Origin of the sequence: Actinoallomurus vinaceus (genome assembly GCF_039542055.1) — a bacterium.
Classification (GTDB): Bacteria; Actinomycetota; Actinomycetes; order Streptosporangiales; family Streptosporangiaceae; genus Actinoallomurus; species Actinoallomurus vinaceus.
This window is the reverse complement of sequence record NZ_BAABHK010000007.1, coordinates 251,558-269,614: the sequence shown is the minus strand read 5'-3', so window position 1 is coordinate 269,614 and position 18,057 is coordinate 251,558. Positions and strand designations below refer to the sequence as shown.

Genomic DNA, 18,057 nt, shown 5'->3' with positions numbered 1-18,057 from the left:
GGCCATAGAAATCGTTTTCTATCACTCGGTGCACGCTTGCTATGGAGAGGGTCCAGTGATCGAACGCTGGGGCAATGACGCGATCACGCTGCTGTTCGAGGACGGCGTCCGCCTCGCCGGGATCAACCGGCCGAGCCGCGCGGCGCTGCCGCTGGTCGAGATCGAGCTGACCGGTCACGGCAGGACCGGCACGGCCGGCGGCCGGCACGTCGACGGCCTGGCGTCCCGGCGGCTGCGGTGGGTCGGTCACGAGGAGGGTGAGGGCACGCTGGCGATCCGGATGCGCGATCCGGACACCGGCCTGCGGGTCGTCGCCCGCTACGAGCTGCGCGGTGCGGTTCTGCGCGCGTCGGCCGAGCTGACGGCCGAGCGGGAGGTCACGGTCGAACATGTCTCGTCGTTCGTCTGCTCCGGGATCGCGACCGCGCTGGGCACGCTCGACTGGGAGCGTGAGCTCGAGCTGTGGACCGCCCACAACCCCTGGAGTGGCGAGTACCGCTGGTCGGGCGCGCCCCTGGGGCGGCTCGGGCTGTACGACGTGGGCATGGTGCGGTTCGGCCAGACCGGCACCAAGAACCGGCTGTCCCGCACCGGAACCGGGTCCTGGCCGACCTCCGAGCATCTGCCGATGGGTCTCCTGCGCGGGGACGGCGGCTGCCTCGCCTGGCAGATCGAGCACAACGGCTCCTGGCACTTCGAGATCGGCGACCGCTTCGGCGACCTCTATCTGTCGCTCGCCGGGCCGTCGGGGCGGGAACACGGATGGTCGAAGCGCCTCCTTCCCGGCGAGTCGTTCGTCACGGTGCCGGTCGCGATCACGCTGAGCGACGACCCGTTCGGTGCGCTGACCCACCACCGGCGCGCGGTACGGCGCCCGCACCGCGACAACGTCGAACTGCCGGTCGTGTTCAACGACTTCATGAACTGCCTGATGGGGGATCCGACGACGGATCGGCTGCTGCCGCTGGTCAGGGCGGCCGCCCGCGCGGGCGCCGAGTATTTCTGCGTCGACGCGGGATGGTTCGACGACGAGATCGGCGCCGCGCCGGGCCCGGGCGGGGTGCCCGCCTGGTGGGACGCCGTCGGCGTCTGGCGGCCGTCCGCGAAGCGGTTCCCGCGGGGACTCGCGGAGGTGACGGACGCGATCCGCGCGGCGGGGATGGTGCCCGGCCTGTGGCTGGAGCCGGAGGTGGTCGGCGTCCGGAGCGGGCTGGACCTGCCGGAGGAGGCCTATTTCCGGCACGACGGCCGGAGACTCGTGGAGTGGGGCCGGCACCAGCTGGACCTCACCCATCCGGCGGCCGTACGGCACCTGGACACCGCGGTCGACCGGCTGGTCGGGGAATTCGGCCTCGGCTACCTCAAACTCGACTACAACATCGCCATCGCCCCCGCCTCGGGGCTCCTGGAGCACAACCGCGCCTACCTCGATTGGCTGGAGCGGCTGCAGGACCGGCATCCGGGGCTGGTGCTGGAGGCCTGCGCGGCCGGCGGGATGCGCGTCGACCCCGCCACGCTCGCGCGGGTGCCCGTCCAGTCGATCACCGACCAGCAGGACGAGACGCTCCTTCCGGCGATCGCCGTCGCGGCGCCGACCGTCGTTCCGCCCGAGCAGGGCGCGGTGTGGGCCTACCCGCAGCCGGACTTCGAGGACGAACGGATCATCTTCACGATGATCTCGGCGATGCTCGGCCGGATCCACCTGTCCGGCCGGATCGACCTCCTGTCCGGCCGGCAACTCGACCTGGTCGCCGAGGCCGTCGACGTGTACCGGACCTACCGCCGTGCGCTGGCGAGCGGGGTTCCCCGCTGGCCGCTGGGTCTTCCCGGCTGGCGGGACGGCTGGCTCGCCCTCGCCGTCGGCTGCGGGCGGGAGACGTTCCTCGCGATATGGCGCCGCGACGGCGCGTCCCCGACGTGCGAGCTGCCGCTCTCCGCCTCGTCCGTGTCGCTCCTGTATCCGGTCGCCGCCGTCCCGTGCTGGACGTCCACCCGGCCCCTACGCGTCACGTTGCCCGAGCCGTACACCGCCCGGCTGCTGCGCCTCACCGACCTCTGACGGGGCCGGCTCAGGGGGCGGCCCACTCCCGATGAGGGCGGGACGGGCCGGGACGCCGTTGTTACGGGGAGGCCGGGTCAGCGGGGGCGCACCGACGAGTACCCGCCGCCCCGGGAGAACCGGACCGCGTCGGCGTAGCTCACCAGGGGGATCGCGCCCGACGGGATCCGCGCGTCCGCGTGCCGCCAGGCCGGGTGATAGATGCCCATCTTGAAATAGGGCCCGGTCGCGTTGACGTACTCGTTCGGGCCGCGGTGCCGGACGACCTTCCTGCCGTCGTGCCACACCTCGAGCAGGCCACCGGACCGGTAGGACCACCTCGCGTGCACGACCCAGTCGGTCCAGCCGCCCTTGCGCGCCGAGCCGATGACGAACTTCTTCTGGTGCCAGCCCGGCCCCTGGGAGGTGTCGCCCTGGCCGTTCCAGTTCATCCGGACCTGCCAGGTGTCATTGATCAGGTACAGGGCCACGACGGGGTAGTTGTCGACGTCCCGGCCGACGAGCGCGTGCCACTGGGCCATGATGGTGCCCTTTGGATCGCGCTGCCAGCGCTTCGGCACGTTCACGCTGAAGCCGTACCAGCAGTCCGAGCCCATCGGCACCGTCTTGCGGGTGATCTCGGACCGGAACGACTTCGGTCTCGGCACGACCTCGAACCGGACCTTGTTCCGGCCCTCCCGCGAGCGGCCGCTCACCCGTCGTACCGGGCCGCCGGCCGGCCATGACGACGGCAGCGTGTGACCGTCGTTCAGACTGATCCCCCACCCGGACGCCTTCGGCCGCTCGAACCCTTCGGAGAAGCGCGCCACCTCACGCGCCGTGGAAGCCACCTCCTGACCGGCGGCCGGTGCCGGCGCGTCGCCGCCCGCCCGTTCCGAGGCGCCGGCGGTGCCCCCTGCCGCGACCAGGGCCACCCCGGCGATCGGCATCGTGATCCGTACCAATGCGGTGCCGCCGCGGCCGCCCGCGTCCTTCGTCATCATGACCGCCCCTCAATGCGTTCGTCCGGGATTGGACGCGGCTCCAGGGGCGGACGAGGACGACAACGCCGATCATTGGCCGGATACGGACGCACGGTCCACCGGCCGGCCTGATTCAGTCGTCGATCATGGCGCGGACGGCCGCGAGGACCTGGACGGCGTTGGCGAGCTGTTCGGCGGTGAGCGTGGATCCCAGGTGGTTCGACCAGCGGGCCTGTGCGGGCCCGATCGCGGTCAGGAGCCGTTCGGCCCGGGGGGTGAGGGCGACCAAGGGGGCGCGGCGGTCGCCCGGGTTGGGCCGGACCTCGACCAGTCCGTCCGCGCGCAGGCGCGTCACGAGCTCCTGCACGCTCTGCCTGCGCAGGCCGCGCCGGCGGGCGATCTGAGCGGCCGTCGCGGGCCCGTCGCCGATGGCTCCGAGGACCTGCCAGCGGGCGCCGGTGAGACCGAACTCGGCGGCCAGCGCGTCGCCCGCGCGCAGCAGCCTGCCGTTGAGCTGGAAGACCTCGTCGATCAGTGCGGTGATCAGATCGCCGCCGGCGTCTCGGCGATCCAGGGCCGGTTGCTGGTCCATGCCCGTACCTTAGTGCTAGATTTTCGACAGGATCCTGTCAATCTAGGAGAGGGCAGAGCATGGGCGCAACGAATGCAGACGGATCGTTGACCGGCCGGGTCGCGCTGGTCACCGGGGGCGGCCGGGGGATCGGCGCCGCCATCGCCCGCACGCTGGGCGGCCGCGGCGCGGCGGTCGCGGTGAACTACGTGAACAGCCCGGAGCCGGCCGGAGAGGTGGTGGCCGACATCGAGGCGGCGGGTTCGCGCGCGGTCGCCGTGCAGGGCGACGTCGGCGACACCGCCGCGGCCGAGCGGGTCGTCCGCGAGGCGGCCGGGGCCCTGGGGGAGATCGACATCCTCGTGTGCAACGCGTTCGGCCCCACGTCGGGCATCCGCCGGCAGCCGGCGGTGGACTCCTGGGAGTCCGTCGCGGCGATCCAGCGGCGGGCCGCCGTCCAGCTGGCCTGCACGCTGAACTGCTGCCACCTCGTGGTCCCGGGCATGCGCGCCCGCGGCGGCGGGTCCATCATCCTCATCGGGGCGAGCGGATCCCGCGCCGGCGGCGCCCCCGGTCTGGCCGAGATCGCCGTGGCCAAGTCCGCCCAGGACACGCTGGGCCTGGTGCTGGCCCGGGAGCTCGGTCCGGACGGGATCCTCGTCAACACCGTCGCCCCGGGCCTGGTGCCCACCGACGCCAACGCCGGCGAGCACCAGGCGGCCATGATCGCCCGAGCCGAGGCGGAGGCTCCGCTGGGGCGCGTCTCCCAGCCTGAGGACGTCGCCGAGGTGGTCGCCATGCTCGTCGCCGACGGGGCCCGCCAGGTCACCGGCGCGTACCTCAGCGTCGACGGCGGCCGGAGCCTGGGGATGAGCCTCGCGGTCGGCTGACGGCGTCAGGCCCAGACGGGGACGCCGTGGTAGGCGCGCGCGAGCATCCGCACCCACGCGTGCACGGCGTCCTCGCTCGGGGCGAAGGGACCGGGCCGGAAGTGCGGGGAGGCGAGGCCGCGCTGCACCGACTCGCACGCGGCCCAGTCCTGGCGGTTCGTCCGATCCCAGAACTCCACCGCGTAGCCGGCGTCGCCCGCTCCCTCCGGGACGTACCAGGAGCACTCGACCGTGGTGCGGTCCGGCGCGCGCGGCCGCAGGCGATGGGCCATGACGTAGTCCGGGTGCAGCGAGATCAGCAGGTCGGGGACCAGGCCGAAGTAGTGCACCCGACGGCGTTCGGCGCCCGGGATGAAGGCGCCGCCCGACCGGCCGTCCAGGGACATCGTCTCCGCGTGGTCGCGCAGGTCCATCGATCCGCCGACCCACGCGCCCGGCAGGTCGTAGTTGTCGCCGCTCGCGGGCGGCGACACCGCGCACAGCTCAGGATGGATCAGCGGGCAGTGGTAGCACTCGTGGTAGTTCTCGACGATCACCTTCCAGTTCGCCCGCACGTCGTACTCGTGCCGGGCGGCGAGCGTCAGCCTCTCCGGCGCGTACGGCTCCACCAGCGTGGTCAGCGCCCCGGCGTGCTCGGCGAAGGGCGGCGCGTCGCCGGTGGCGTTGACGAACGCCCAGCCGTGCCAGACCGTGAGCGGCAGGCGCGGCAGGTCGTACCCGGTCACCGTGAAGCCGGGCGCCCCGCGCAGGCTGCCGTCGAGCCGGTACGCCCACGCGTGGTACGGGCAGACGACGAGGTCACGCGTCCCGCTGCCGCCGACGGGCAGCAGTTCGTGGCCGCGGTGCCGGCACGTGTTCGCGAAGGCGCCCTCCGGCGTGAGCAGGACCGGCACGTCGCCCACGAGGATCCCGCGCTGCGTCACTCCGTCCGGCAGCAGTTCGTCCACCCGCCCCAGGCAGCTCCACGTGCCGGCGAACAGGTGCCGCCGCTCCCAGGCGAGCACCTCCGGCGCGGTGTACGCGCGGCCCGGCAGCATCGTCGCCTCGCCGAACGGCCGGAGCGCGTCGTCGAGGTCCTCGTCACCGAACGGTGCGGGCGGCCACGACCTCATCGGGGGCCTCCGGGCCGGGATAGTGTCGGCGCGTGGCTCGGTTGACCGCCCTCGACCGGCGCGAGGAGATCCTGCGCGCCGCCGTCGCCCAGATCGCCGAGCGCGGCGTCGCGGCCGTACGGGTCGCCGACGTGGCCGCCGCACTCGGGGTCAGCACCGCGCTCGTCTTCTACCATTTCCGGTCCAAGGACCGCCTGGTCGCCGAGGCGTTCGCGTACGCGGCGCGGCGCGACCTCGACCGGCTCGCCGACGTCGCCGGGTCGGGCGACTCCGCGCGCCGGCGCCTCGTCCGGGCGCTGCGCCTGTACCACCCCAGCGGGTCGGCGGCGCCGGGCTGGCGGCTGTGGATCGACGGCTGGTCGGCCGCGCTGCGCACGCCCGAGCTGCGCCGCGTCTGCCGCCGGCTCGACCTGCGCTGGCGCGACACGATCGCGGGTCTCATCGCGGAGGGCGTCGCGGCGGGGGAGTTCTCCTGCGCCGACCCGGAGGCCGCCGCGTGGCGCATCACCGCGCTGATCGACGGGCTGTCGGTGCAGACGACGGTGCACCGCGGCGTGCTGACCCGCAGGCAGGCCGAGACGTGGGCGTACGAGCAGGCGGCCCGTGAGCTCGGACTCGACTCGCTCTAGGGGGTGTCCGGCGGGTCTTGTTCGTAGCGAGCGGCGTCCAGAGTGTGCCTCGCAAGGCGGAGGAGGGAGGCAGCCTGGTGTTGGCTGCCGACCGACGACAACGCGGCGAGGCGCGCTCTGGACGCCGCGCAGCCGGACAAAGACCCACCGGACACCCCCTAGACGGGTCACCGGCGCCTCCGGCGGTCCTTGAGCACCTGCGCGACGACGTTGCGGCCGGGAACGCCGGTGACGCCGCCGCCTCCGTGCGTGGCCGATCCGGCCTGGTAGAGCCCCTTGATCGGCGTGCGCAGGTCGGCGTATCCGGCCGCCGGGCGCGCGTGGAACATCTGGCCCGGCGTCAGCTCGCCGTGGAAGATGTTGCCGCCGATGAGGTTGTACCGGTGCTCCATGTCGTACGGCCCGATCACCTGCCGGTGCAGGACCGAGGAGGCGAAGCCCGGCGCGACCGCCTCCATCCGGGCGACCACCCGGTCGGCGTACGCCTCGAGCTCCGCCGCGGGCTGCGCGGTGTGCCAGGTGTGCGGCACCCACTGGGTGAACATCGACACGATGTGGTGCCCCTCGGGCGCCAGTGAGTCGTCGAACACGCTCGGGATGCACACGTCGGCGAACGGCAGCGCGGCGGCCCGGCCGGCCACGGCGTCCTGGAAGGCACCCTCGATGTCGTCGAGGGACTCGGCGAGCACGATCGTGCCGCCGTGCACCTCCGGGTCGAATCCGGAGATCCCGCGGAACTCCGGCAGCCGGTCCACCGCCAGATTGATCTTGACGGTGCCGCTGCGGGTCTTCCAGCGCTCGATGTCCGCGACGAAGTCCGCCGGCAGGTCCTGGCGGTCCAGCAGCCGCAGGAACGAGATCTTCGGGTGCGCCGTCGTGATGACGGTGCCGGCCGTCAGCTCCTCGCCGGACTCCAGCGTGACACCGGTGGCCCGGCCGGAGCGGACGTCGATGCGGGCCACCGGCGCGGCCGTGCGGATCTCCGCGCCGAACCCGCGGGCGGCCGCGGCCAGAGCCCGGGTCACCCCGCCCATGCCGCCGCGCGGGAACCCCCACGCGGTCTCGCCGACGTGGTGGTGCAGCATGACGTACGCCGTCCCGGCGGACCGGGGGCCCGCCCAGGTGCCGATGACGCCGGACACCGACAGCACGCCCCGCATCGCGTCTGAGTCGAAGAAGTCCTCCACCAGGTCGGCGATGCTGTCGGTCAGGATCCGGGTGATGTCTACCGCCGAGCGCTCGTCCACGCCGCGCAGGGCGCGCAGCAGCCCGGCCTGCCGGAGGAGGTCGGCGGGCCGGTGCGAGCCGAGCTTGGGCGGGATCTGGTCGAGCAGCGGGCCGAGGAGCCGCCCCAGCCCGCCCATCCAGGAGTCCCACCGCTCGTACGCGGCGGCGTCCTTGGAGGAGAAGCGCTCGATCTCCTCCCGGCGCCGCACCGGGTCGTCGGGCAGCCGCAGGTGCCCGCCGTCGGCGCGCGGCGCGAAGTACGGGCCCTGCGGGTACACGTGGTAGCCGTGCCGGTCGAGCCGCAGGTCGCGGACCAGGGCGGGCGGCAACAAGCTCACCACGTACGACAGGGACGTGACCGTGTAGTCCGGGCCGAACGGATGCTCGCTCACTGCGGCCCCGCCCACCACCTCGCGCGCCTCGCAGACGCAGACCCGCAGCCCCGCCTTTGCCAGGTAGGCGGCGGCCACGAGGCCGTTGTGCCCACCACCGACCACCACGACGTCGTACATGGCGACTCCTTACTGATTCTCGAGTCAGTATCCGTCGCGCCTCGGGACCGGACAAGGGCGCGTGTCGTCCCGTCCGGCGGGACTCACCGGTCCGTCGCGCCGCCATGCTCCGGCGCCGCCCGGCGTGCCCGTCGCGTCGGCGTTCCGAGCACGTGGACGGCCGCCCGCCCATCGACCAGGAAGGGGGCGGAATGTCACCAGGCCGGCATCATCGCCTCGGGGTAGCGGGAGCCGGCCGCTCCGTGCGGAAGGATCTCCAGGATGCGGGCCAGGTCCTCAGCCGTGAGGGTGACGCGTGCCGCGGCGACGTTCTCCTCGAGACGCCGTGGGCTGCGGGTCCCGGGGATGGGCACGATGTCGTCGCCCTGGGCCAGCAGCCAGGCCAGCGCCAGCTGCGTCACCGCGATGCCCTTGGCCTCGGAGAGGGCGGTCAGCTCACGCACGGCGGCCAGGTTCTTCTCGTAGTTGCCGGGCTGCCAGCGTTCGTCCCGGCTGCGCATGTCGTCCGCGGGGTATTCGGCGGCCGGTTTGACCGCCGTGGTGAGGAAGCCGCGGCCCAGCGGCGAGTACGGCACGAAGCCGATGCCCAACTCGCGTACGACCGGCAGCACCTCGGCCTCCACGGCCCGCTCGAAGACCGAGTACTCGGTCTGCAGCACCGACACGGGGTGGACGGCGTGGGCGCGCCGGATGACGTCGGGGCCGGCCTCGCTGAGCCCGAAGTAGCGCACCTTGCCTTCGGCGATCAGTTCACCGACCGTGCCCGCCACGTCCTCGATCGGCACGTCGGGGTCGACGCGGTGCTGGTACAGCACGTCGATGTGGTCGGTGCCGAGGTGCCGCAGGCTGTTCTCGGTGACCTCGCGGATGTGCTCCGGCCGGCTGTCGAAAGCGGTTCCGATCTTCTGCGGATCGCTCAAGTCGAAGCCGAACTTGGTGGCGATCACGACCTCGTCGCGGAAGTCCTTCACGGCACGGCCGAGCAGTTGCTCGTTGCTGCCGGTGCCCATGCCGTACAGCTCCGCCGTGTCGAAGAAGGTGACGCCGAGTTCGTACGCCCGGCGGATGGTGGCGATGCCGCCCGGTTCGTCGGCGGCCCCGTACGCCATCGTCATGCCCATCGTGCCGAGACCGATCGCCCCGACCTGCAAGCCCTGTGTGCCGAGCGTGCGCTGAAGCTTCTCGTCATGCTGTGTCATGCGGTCAACGCTAGGAACGCGGCGCGACGGAGTCATGGGGCGGACATCGCATAGGATTGCCTAATTCTCTCAGTAAGGAGTACCTGTGCTGGATCGGCTCGCCACGGCCGTCAAGCGGCACTGCGCGGGCCTGTGGTCCGAGAGCGCGGTGCCCCGGCTCTCGCTGGTCGCGCTTGACGAGTTCATCGCCCCTACTGACCAGCTGTACGAGCCGATGATCTGTTTCATCGCCGACGGCGCCAAACGCGTCGTCGCAGGAGAGCACAGCCTGGTCACCAGACGCGGTGAGATGTTCCTCAACTCGCTCGAACTCCCGGCCTCCGCCGTATTCGAGAAGGTGCCGTACCGGTCCGCGGTGATGCGGCTCGACGGGCGGGCGCTCGCGGATCTGCTGCTGGAACTGGACGAGAGCGGCCCGCGCACCCCACCGGGCGCCGGCGGACAGGCCACCGCGCCGATGACACCGGAGCTCGTCGACGCGGTCACCCGGTGGGTCGGGCTGCTCGATGCCCCGGAGGACATTCGCCTCCTGGCGCCCCGCATCGAGAGCGAGATCCTCTACCGGTTGCTGGGCAGCCCGCTCGGCCCCGTCCTGCGGCAGTGGTCGCTGGCCGACTCGGCCGCGGCCCGGATACGCGAGGCGGCGAAATGGATCTGCGCGCACTACGCCGAACCGCTCAGCGTCGACGCGATCGCGGCGGTGGCCCATATGAGTCCCGCCACGCTGCACCGGCACTTCAAGGCGGCCACCGGCATGAGCCCGCTGCAGTTCCAGAAACATCTGCGGCTGCAGGAGGCGCGGCGGCGACTGATCGCCGGTGACGCGACCGCGGCCCAGGTCGCGGACGCGGTCGGGTACGTGAGCGCGACCCAGTTCAATCGCGAGTACCGCCGCGTCTACGGTCTCCCGCCCGGCCAGGACGTGGCCCGGCTTCGCTCCCGGCTGGCCGACGCCCCGCAGGGTGCTTAACCTGGCGTCAACGCCACGAGCACGATGATTGCGGCGTGGACCACCGAATGCCTCCCAGCCGCCGCGCGGTGCTGGCGGCCATGGCGGCGGGTGCGCTCGCCGGCTGCGCGGGCCCGTCCGGTACGGCCCGTGGTGGCCGGTCCGGCACCGGGGTGCCCCGCTCCGAGGCCGCGAGCGGCGGGCCGAGTCTCACCCCGCGGCCCGCGGTCGCCCACACGCTGACGCGTTCCGAGGTGGTGGCCCGCTACGGGCGGCGCAAACCGCACACCTGGGGTTTCGACGCGCCCGGGACGGTGCGCGCACTGCCCACTCGAGGTGCGATCGCGCTGACCTTCGACGCCTGCGGCGGACCGGGCGGGAGCGGCTACGACCAGAAGCTGATCGACTTCCTGCGCCGGCGGGAGGTGCCGGCGACCCTCTTCATCAACTCCCGCTGGATCGACGCCAACCCGGCGGTCTTCCGGCGGCTGGCCCGGGAACCGCTGTTCGAGATCGCCAACCACGGCACCCGGCACCGTCCGCTGTCGGTCACCGGGCGATCGGCGTACGGCATCGCCGGCACGCGCAGCTCCGGTGAGGTGTACGACGAGGTCGCCGGCAACCATGTCAAGCTGACCCGGCTACTGGGCTTCCCGCCGCGCTTCTTCCGTTCCGGCACCGCGTACTGCGACGACGTCGCGGCGCGGATCGTCACCAACGTGGGGGAGCGGTTCGTCGGCTTCAGCGTCAACGGCGACGCGGGCGCCACGTACACCCCCGCAGAGGTCCACCACGCCGTCGGGTCCGCCGCCGACGGCTCGATCGTGATCTGCCACATGAATCGGCCCAAGGGCGGCACGGCGGAGGGCATCGCCGCCGCCGTGCCCCGCCTGCTGGCGGCCGGCCACCACTTCGTGCGCCTCTCCGACCAGTTGCACTGACGGCCGGGGATCAGACGAACAGCGGCTCGGCCTGGGATCGCTGGACCAGCGCGTCCATCGCGGCGTCGTCGGGCGCTTCGTCGAAGCGGGACGCGGCGTCGAGGACGCGGGGCAGCAGGTCGACGTCGCCGACGCTGTTGACGAAGACGCCGGGCCGGCTGAGCGCCCACCAGACCGCGAGGTCGATGTCGTCCTGCCGCTCCAGCGGTTCGTACCAGGTGGACCGGGTGTGCGGGCGGCCCATCCAGGGGCGCAGCGCGATCGACTTGATCGTCTGCATCGCCACCCGCCGTTCCTGGCACGTCCGGTACAACGCCTCGAAGTTGTCCGCGTAGTAGGTATTGCGCAGGGTGAGGTAGTTGTACGGCAGCAGGACCGAGTCGAAGTCGAACCTCTCCAGGCTCCGCCGGTGGCTCGCCGCGATCTGCGTGCCGTGGCCGGTCACGCCGATCCACCGCACGAGCCCTTCCTCCCGCGCCGCCAGGGCGGCCTCGAGCGCCCCGCCGGGGCTGAGAGCGATGTCCCACTCGATGGGGTCGGCCAGGGAGTGCAGCTGCCACAGGTCGACGTGGTCGACGCCGAGGCGGTCCAGCGACCGGTGAAGCTCCTCGCGCGCCTCGGCCGCCGTGCGCTCGCCGGTCTTGGTCGCCAGGAAGAACCGGTCCGGTTCCCGCCGCAGCAGGGGCCGGAGACGCACCTCCGCCTCGCCGTAGGAGGCGGCCACGTCGATGTGGTTGATCCCGTGCTCGAGAATGACGTCGAAGGTCTGGTCCGCGACGCTCTGGGACACCGCTGCCAGCGCGGCGGCGCCGAAGATGACACGCGTGCTGTTGTGACCGGTACGCCCGAAGTCCGCTGTTTCGATCGGCACCTGCGCCCCTCCCAGGACAGGCGGGCCGTTCCCCGACGCCTTGTCGGGGAACGGCCCGCGTGGTGCGACCCACGCTACGCCACCGGTCCCGGCCTCCCCGGTTCAGGGACCGGTGGTCATCGTCGTCCGGGTGGCCACGTTCCAGCCGGAGACGCGGACGCCGGCCGTGGATCCGTGCAGGTCGGACGTGCGGTAGGTGGCGGTCAGCGTGGTCGACTCGCCGGGCCACAGGCTGACCGCGTTGTCCGACCACCGCACCGGGAGCACGGGGTCGCCGGAGGCGTCGACGACGTGGGCGTCGACGTAGAACGCCGGGATCTTGCCGGTGCCCGTGTTCTTGAGCGTCACCGTGGTCGTGGTGGTGCCGTCCCCGGCCGCCGTCGAGGAGACCGTCGCGCTCACCGGCGCCGCCGTCATGCCCGACAGCCCGCTGAGGTCGGCGTAGCTCGACGTCGGCACGTAGTACCAGTCGTTCTTCGACCAGTCGATGACGTCCTTCTTGGTGGACAGCCAGTACACGTTGCGATCGATCTCGCGGCCGTCCTTGCCGGCGACCGTCAGGCGCACCAGGTAGGTCGTGGACAGGCCGCTGATCGACGACGGGAGGGTCAGCGCCGTCGTACGGCCGCCGTCGCCGGGGACGCTCACGGTCGCGGTCTTCGTGTACTTCGAGGTGCCGTCGAGGTTGTACACGTCGGCCTTCACCGTGAGGTCCGACGCCGCGCCGTGATCCGAGTTCACGACGGCGACCGACCGGTCGTCATAGGAGTACTGCGCGTGCAGCGGCCGGTTCGCCTCCTTGGCGCCGTAGTAGGAGCCGCCCTGGTCGAGGTAGTAGTCGAACAGTTGCCAGTGCAGTGAGGTCCAGCCGCTGTTCAGCATCCAGTAGACGACGCCCGTGGACGGCTTGGACGAGTCGGTGAAGTTCCGGCCGTATGCCTCGAACTGCGCACGCACCGCCTCGTACTGGGCGAGCTGCGCCTTGCGTACGTAGTCCTCCAGGCTCGTCGGCTTGCCATAGCGGCCGATGAGCGCGTTGTCGAAGATCTTCAGGGTGCCGAACGTGCTGGACGGCGAGCGGTGGTACTGCTTCGCGGAGGGGTCCTGCCACAGCGTGGCGAGCTCGCTCGAGCTCATCATCCGGCGGAGCGTGTCGAGGGTCGGCACGTCCGGGCCCGCGCTCGTCTCGGAGTTGAAGCCGTACGCTCCGCCCTCCTTCTTCGTGTACCAGTAGTTCGGCGGCACCCAGTCGTACGGTCCGGTCATCTTCATCCCCGACGAGCCCGTGATCGGCGCGGACGCGTCCGACGCGGCCGGGACGATCGGGTTCGGCCAGTCCGCCGCCTTCAGCGCGTCGACGTACTCCTGCTCCACCTGCTTGGTCGGCGCCTCGTCGCTGCCGATGAGGAAGGAGATGACGCTCGGGTGGTCGCGGAGCCGCGCGGCCTCGGCGGCCATCGACGCCTTCGCGACGGTGTGGTCCGCGGAGCTCCAGCCGCTCAGGCTCTGCCACTTGTCGCAGCACTCCCAGCCGGGCAGGGCCAGGATGCCGTACTCGTCGGCGAGGTCGAAGAAGTCGTCCGGCTCCAGGTGCCCCTCCAGACGGATCGTGTTGAGCCCGAGGTCACGGGTGTAGCGGATCCGGTCCTCGAGGTAGGTGCGGTCGGGGCGCAGGAACAGGTCGGGCGACCAGCCGCCGCCGCGGATGAGCAGCGGCCTGCCGTTGATCGTGTACGTGCGGGCGCCGTCGGAGTTCAGCGCGGAGCGCACGTCGCGGACGCCGAACCGCTCATGCGCCGTGTCGGTCGCGGTCCCTTCCACGGTGGCCGTGAGGTCGAGGTCGTAGAGCGGCTGGCCGCCCATCCCGTACGGCCACCAGACCTTCGGGTTCGCGATCGACGCGGTGAAGGTCAGCGTCTTGGTCTCGTGGGCTGCGAGGGAGACGTCCTGGGAGAAGGACGCCGGACCGGCGGTGCCGGCGACCGTCGCCTTCACCGTCGCGGAGGAGTCGTTCCGGGCGTCCACCTTGACGGTCAGGTCGGCCTTGTCCAGGGCGGGCACGGCCAGTTTCGTCGTGACGTGTGCATTGCGCAGCGCCACCGAGCCGCTGCGCCGGACGAAGACGTCGCGGAACAGGCCCATGTTGTGGTCGGGCGGCGACTGCACCCAGTCGATCCAGCCGGTCGTGAGGTTCTTGTCCGGGTCGTTGGGGTTCACAGAGAACGCCACGGAGTTGGTGCCGGGGTGCACGAGTGCGGTGATGTCCGGCTGGTACCGCGGATAGGCGCCGGCGGTCTGCGCGGCGGTCGCCACCCGCGTGCCGTTGACCCAGACGTCCGCGCTGGAGATGACGCCGCTGAAGTCGAGGAAGGTGTGCAGGTCCGCTTCCGAGCCGAGGGTGAAGTCCGCGCGGTACCACCACGGCACGGTGAAGTCGCTCGCCGGGATGGACTTCAGCGCGGTCGAGTAGAACGGGTCGCCGTACTTGCCGTTCGCCAGGAGAGCGGCCAGGACGGTCGAGCGCGGGCCGGCGGCGTACCAGCCGGACGCGCCCGCGTATCCCGGGGTCGAGATGGCGGCGCCGGAGTCCGACACCTTGGCCGACGACTGGATCCGGTATCCGGCCAGGGCGGTCGCGGAGCCCGAGCCGGCGGAGATCCGCGTGATCGGCTTCGGCGGCACCCGGCCCGACGCCGCGGCGGCCGCACCGCCGAGGGCCAGTACGAGTGCGCAGGCCCAGAGAGAGCAGAGGAGAGCGCGGGCGCGTCCAGCGGTCATCGAGTTCCTCCGGCGGGGGCAGAGGGAAACTGTTAGGAAGACTCCCTAACGAATGTAATCGCCTTCTGTGTCAATGGTCAAGACTCCCGTCACCGACCGCTTTTAACGCTGAAATGCGTGAATTTCAAGATCTTGACGGTGAATTGCGGGCGAACCTAGCTTGATCATTCCGGTAGGCCTCCTGACTACCGACGCACCCGCGTCCCCGACCACCACCTCGCCAAGGATGTGCGTCGAAACATGACCAGATCACGTGCCCACGGGCGCAAGCCCCAGCGCCTGTGGGCGGCGATCGCCGGCGTGGCGATCGCCTCCGGAGGGCTGCTCGTCCCCGTCCAGTCCGCGTCGGCCGATGCCGGACAGCCGTGGATGAACGCAGCCCAGAGCCCGTCGACACGGGCGGGCGAACTGCTCGCGGCGATGACACTCGCCGACAAGGTGAACATGCTGCACGGGAGCGGAGACGCCCCCGTCCCCACCGTCGGGTACATCGCGCCGATCCCGCGCCTGCACGTTCCCGGCATCACCATGACCGACGGTCCGGCCGGTGTGCGCGACCGCGTCGACAAGAGCACCGCGCTGCCGTCTCCGTCGGCCCTCGCGGCCGGTTTCGACCCCCGGCTCGCCGAGGAGTACGGCTCGGTGCTCGGCGGCGACGCCCGGGCGCTCGGCCAGGACGTGGTGTTCGGCCCGGGCCAGAACATCCAGCGCGTGCCCGTGAACGGCCGTAACTTCGAGTACTTCAGCGAGGACCCGTACCTGTCCGGCACGCTGGCCGGCGCGGACGTCCGCGGCATCCAGCGCCGCGGAGTGATCGCCACGGTGAAGCACTACGTGGCCAACAACCAGGAGACCAATCGCAAGACCGTGTCGGCCAACATGGACGACCGTACGCTGCACGAGATCTACGAGAAGAACTTCGGCGTGGCCGTCGCCGACGGCAGGCCCGGCTCGGCGATGTGCTCGTACAACCGGATCAACGACGTGTACGCCTGCGACGACAGCGAGACTCTCGGGTCGCTGCGCTCGCAGCTGGGCTTCGACGGCTTCGTAGTGTCCGACTACCCGGCCACGCACGCCACCACGTCGATCAAGGACGGGTTGAACGTCGAGCTGCCGACCGGGGTGTTCAACACCCTGCCCAACGTGCAGGCCGCGCTGGACAAGGGCTCGATCACGATGGCCGACATCGACGCCCGGATCCGCGAGACGCTGACCGTGCTGTTCAGGTTCGGGCTGTTCGACCGCGACACCACCGCCCGCGGCCCGATCGACCAGGACGCCGACAACGCGGCCGCCCAGCGGATCGAGGCCCAGAGCGCGGTGCTGCTGAAGAACGACGGGGACGTCCTGCCCCTGGGTTCCTCGACGCATGACATCGCCGTCATCGGCGCCCCGGCGAAGGCCTCCGCACAGGGCGGAGGCAGCAGCAAGGTCAACCCGCTGTCGATGGACAACACCTACGACGCCATCGTCTCCCGCGCCGGCTCGCCGGCCACCGTCTCGTACGCGGACGGCTCCAACGTCGACCAGGCGGCGGCGATCGCGAAGTCGGCCCAGGTCGCCCTGGTGTTCGTCAAGGACGGCGAGGCCGAGGGCAGCGACCGGTCCAACCTGAGTCTGCCGGGCAACCAGGACGCCCTGGTCGACGCGGTGACGAAGGCCAACCCGCACACCGTGGTCGTGCTCCAGACCGGTTCGGCGGTGCTCATGCCCTGGCTGAAGCAGGTCGAAGGCGTGCTGCAGACCTGGTACCCGGGCGCCCGGGGCGGCGCGGCCACCGCGCAATTGCTGTGGGGCGACGTCAACCCCTCCGGCAAGCTGCCGCAGACCTGGCCCGCGAGCAACGCGCAGACGCCGGTCGGCACGCCGGCGCAGTACCCCGGCATCGACGGCGAGAGCTCCTACTCCGAGGGCGTCTACGTCGGCTACCGGTGGTACGACCAGCACGACGAGACCCCGCTGTTCCCGTTCGGCCACGGCCTGTCCTACACCGGCTTCCGCTACAGCGACCTTCGGCTCCACCACTCCTCGGGTGACTCACGCGACCCGGTGACGGTGTCGTTCAGGATCACCAACACGGGCGACCGGGCGGGCGCCGAGGCGCCGCAGGTGTACGTCGGCAAGCCGGACACGCTGGCCCCGACCGCGCCCAAGGAGCTCGGTGCCTTCGGCAAGGTCGCGCTCGCCCCGCATCAGACCAGGACGGTCACCCTCGCGGTGAAGCCGCGGGAACTGGCCTACTGGGACAGCGGCGCCCAGGCCTTCACCGTCCAGGACGGGTCCTACACGATCGCGGTCGGTGGCTCCTCGGCCTCGCTGCCGCTGCACGCGACGTACCGGGTCAGGAAGACCGACGGCCCGGTCCGCATCACGATCGACGGGCTGCCCGGCGTCGTCCAGCCCGGGACCACCCACACGGCGACCGCCACGGTGAGCAACCTGTCCGATGTCCCGCTCACCTCGGCCACGCTCAAGGTCTCCGCGCCGTCCGGCTGGCGGGTCGCCCCAGGGAAGGGTTCCATCGGGACGGTCCAGGCCGGGCGGCGAGCGAGGCAGACCTTCCGCGTCACGGTGCCGGCCGGCGCCGCGCCGGGAGCGGCCGGCCTGTCCGTCACCCTCAGCGGACGCGTGGACGACCGAAGGATGTCGGCCATCCGGACGGTCCGGCTGAACGTGCCGTACGCCTCGATGGCGGCCGCCGCCGACACCGTCGGCGTCACCGACAACGGGGATCCCGGTGTCGGCAACTTCGACGGCAGCGGGTACAGCTACTCGGCGCAGAGCCTCGCGGCCGACGGCGTCACCCCGGGCGGCACGGTGAAGGTGGGCTCCGCCACGACCGTCTTCCCCGCACAGGCTCCCGGCACGCCGGACGCGGTCAGCGCGTCCGGGCAGGTCGTCAAGGTCGGCGGCACCGGCGGGTCCCTGGTGGTCCTCGGCGCGGCCCACAACGGAGTGGGACGCGGCACGCTGAAGGCGATGTTCACCGACGGCACGTCGGCCGACGTGCCGATCGACTTCGCCGACTGGTACGCCAACGCGCCGACGGGTTCCGGCTCGATCGTGTCGACCGGACAGTGGAACCAGCCGCTCACCGGCGGCAAGGGCCCGCACGACGTCAGCCTCTATGGCGAGGTCCGTCCGCTGCCGGCGGGCAGGACGCTCGCCTACGTCACCCTGCCGGCCGTCGGCAACATGAGCCTGTTCTCCGTCAGCGTCGACGCCTCCGCGGCGCCTTCCGGAGCCGCCACGCGCCCCTGATCGAGCCGGACCCGGGCCGGACGGTTACGCCCGTCCGGCCCGATCCGCCACGGAGAACGGGCACCGCGTGCCCCGGCCGCACCGCCACGCGCG

At 71.8% G+C, this 18,057-nt stretch carries 13 protein-coding genes; 6 read left to right on the top strand and 7 right to left on the bottom strand.

Annotated elements, in window-relative coordinates:
- The first annotated feature begins 55 nt into the window (after positions 1–55).
- Positions 56–2,059 carry a glycoside hydrolase family 36 protein gene (locus ABEA24_RS25510; protein WP_345433571.1) on the top strand — a complete coding sequence of 668 codons (2,004 nt, stop codon included), beginning with the start codon at positions 56–58 and terminating at the stop codon, positions 2,057–2,059.
- Between the two features lie 77 nt (positions 2,060–2,136).
- Here the strand turns inward: ABEA24_RS25510 and ABEA24_RS25505 are convergent, their stop codons facing one another.
- Together ABEA24_RS25505 and ABEA24_RS25500 are read right to left on the bottom strand one after the other, a co-directional pair.
- Complete coding sequence (locus tag ABEA24_RS25505) at positions 2,137–3,042, bottom strand: polysaccharide lyase family 20 protein (RefSeq protein ID WP_345433570.1); 906 nt, start codon at positions 3,040–3,042, stop codon at positions 2,137–2,139.
- 112 nt (positions 3,043–3,154) lie between these two features.
- A complete protein-coding gene (locus ABEA24_RS25500) occupies positions 3,155–3,613 on the bottom strand; it encodes a MarR family winged helix-turn-helix transcriptional regulator (RefSeq protein ID WP_345433569.1) in 459 nt (152 codons plus the stop codon).
- Between the two features lie 59 nt (positions 3,614–3,672).
- Here ABEA24_RS25500 and ABEA24_RS25495 point away from each other — a divergent pair, with 59 nt between their 5' ends.
- Positions 3,673–4,482, top strand: a complete 810-nt coding sequence (locus ABEA24_RS25495; protein WP_345433568.1) for an SDR family NAD(P)-dependent oxidoreductase — start codon at positions 3,673–3,675, stop codon at positions 4,480–4,482.
- Between the two features lie 5 nt (positions 4,483–4,487).
- Here the strand turns inward: ABEA24_RS25495 and ABEA24_RS25490 are convergent, their stop codons facing one another.
- Complete coding sequence (locus tag ABEA24_RS25490; RefSeq protein ID WP_345433567.1) at positions 4,488–5,594, bottom strand: aromatic ring-hydroxylating oxygenase subunit alpha; 1,107 nt, start codon at positions 5,592–5,594, stop codon at positions 4,488–4,490.
- Between the two features lie 32 nt (positions 5,595–5,626).
- Here ABEA24_RS25490 and ABEA24_RS25485 point away from each other — a divergent pair, with 32 nt between their 5' ends.
- Positions 5,627–6,223, top strand: coding sequence for a TetR/AcrR family transcriptional regulator (locus tag ABEA24_RS25485; RefSeq protein ID WP_345433566.1), 597 nt, complete (start codon positions 5,627–5,629; stop codon positions 6,221–6,223).
- A 167-nt stretch (positions 6,224–6,390) separates the two neighbouring features.
- Here the strand turns inward: ABEA24_RS25485 and ABEA24_RS25480 are convergent, their stop codons facing one another.
- Positions 6,391–7,962: a phytoene desaturase family protein gene (locus ABEA24_RS25480; protein WP_345433565.1), complete on the bottom strand. Its 1,572-nt coding sequence runs from the start codon at positions 7,960–7,962 to the stop codon at positions 6,391–6,393.
- Positions 7,963–8,156: 194 nt separating this feature from the next.
- Positions 8,157–9,161: an aldo/keto reductase gene (locus ABEA24_RS25475; protein WP_345433564.1), complete on the bottom strand. Its 1,005-nt coding sequence runs from the start codon at positions 9,159–9,161 to the stop codon at positions 8,157–8,159.
- Positions 9,162–9,246: 85 nt separating this feature from the next.
- Here ABEA24_RS25475 and ABEA24_RS25470 point away from each other — a divergent pair, with 85 nt between their 5' ends.
- Both ABEA24_RS25470 and ABEA24_RS25465 read left to right on the top strand, forming a co-directional pair.
- A complete protein-coding gene (locus ABEA24_RS25470; protein ID WP_345433563.1) occupies positions 9,247–10,131 on the top strand; it encodes an AraC family transcriptional regulator in 885 nt (294 codons plus the stop codon).
- 35 nt (positions 10,132–10,166) lie between these two features.
- On the top strand, positions 10,167–11,051 hold the full coding sequence (locus ABEA24_RS25465) for a polysaccharide deacetylase family protein (RefSeq protein WP_345433562.1): 885 nt from the start codon (positions 10,167–10,169) through the stop codon (positions 11,049–11,051).
- A gap of 10 nt (positions 11,052–11,061) precedes the next feature.
- Here ABEA24_RS25465 and ABEA24_RS25460 read toward each other — a convergent pair whose 3' ends face one another.
- Together ABEA24_RS25460 and ABEA24_RS25455 are read right to left on the bottom strand one after the other, a co-directional pair.
- Positions 11,062–11,922, bottom strand: coding sequence for an aldo/keto reductase (locus ABEA24_RS25460; protein ID WP_345433561.1), 861 nt, complete (start codon positions 11,920–11,922; stop codon positions 11,062–11,064).
- A 102-nt stretch (positions 11,923–12,024) separates the two neighbouring features.
- Positions 12,025–14,700: a glycoside hydrolase family 2 protein gene (locus ABEA24_RS25455; protein ID WP_345433560.1), complete on the bottom strand. Its 2,676-nt coding sequence runs from the start codon at positions 14,698–14,700 to the stop codon at positions 12,025–12,027.
- A 240-nt stretch (positions 14,701–14,940) separates the two neighbouring features.
- Between ABEA24_RS25455 and ABEA24_RS25450 the strand changes: the two genes are divergently transcribed.
- The gene (locus tag ABEA24_RS25450; RefSeq protein WP_345433559.1) at positions 14,941–17,964 is read left to right on the top strand and encodes a glycoside hydrolase family 3 C-terminal domain-containing protein; all 3,024 of its coding nucleotides are present in this window, start codon (positions 14,941–14,943) and stop codon (positions 17,962–17,964) included.
- The last annotated feature ends 93 nt before the right edge of the window (positions 17,965–18,057 follow it).

Coding starts and splice junctions, on each gene's coding strand:
- ABEA24_RS25505 (WP_345433570.1), bottom strand. CDS start 3,042: ATGATGACGAAGGACGCGGGCGGCCGCGGCGGCACCGCATTGGTACGG.
- ABEA24_RS25500 (WP_345433569.1), bottom strand. CDS start 3,613: ATGGACCAGCAACCGGCCCTGGATCGCCGAGACGCCGGCGGCGATCTG.
- ABEA24_RS25495 (WP_345433568.1), top strand. CDS start 3,673: ATGGGCGCAACGAATGCAGACGGATCGTTGACCGGCCGGGTCGCGCTG.
- ABEA24_RS25490 (WP_345433567.1), bottom strand. CDS start 5,594: ATGAGGTCGTGGCCGCCCGCACCGTTCGGTGACGAGGACCTCGACGAC.
- ABEA24_RS25480 (WP_345433565.1), bottom strand. CDS start 7,962: ATGTACGACGTCGTGGTGGTCGGTGGTGGGCACAACGGCCTCGTGGCC.
- ABEA24_RS25475 (WP_345433564.1), bottom strand. CDS start 9,161: ATGACACAGCATGACGAGAAGCTTCAGCGCACGCTCGGCACACAGGGC.
- ABEA24_RS25455 (WP_345433560.1), bottom strand. CDS start 14,700: ATGACCGCTGGACGCGCCCGCGCTCTCCTCTGCTCTCTCTGGGCCTGC.
- ABEA24_RS25450 (WP_345433559.1), top strand. CDS start 14,941: ATGACCAGATCACGTGCCCACGGGCGCAAGCCCCAGCGCCTGTGGGCG.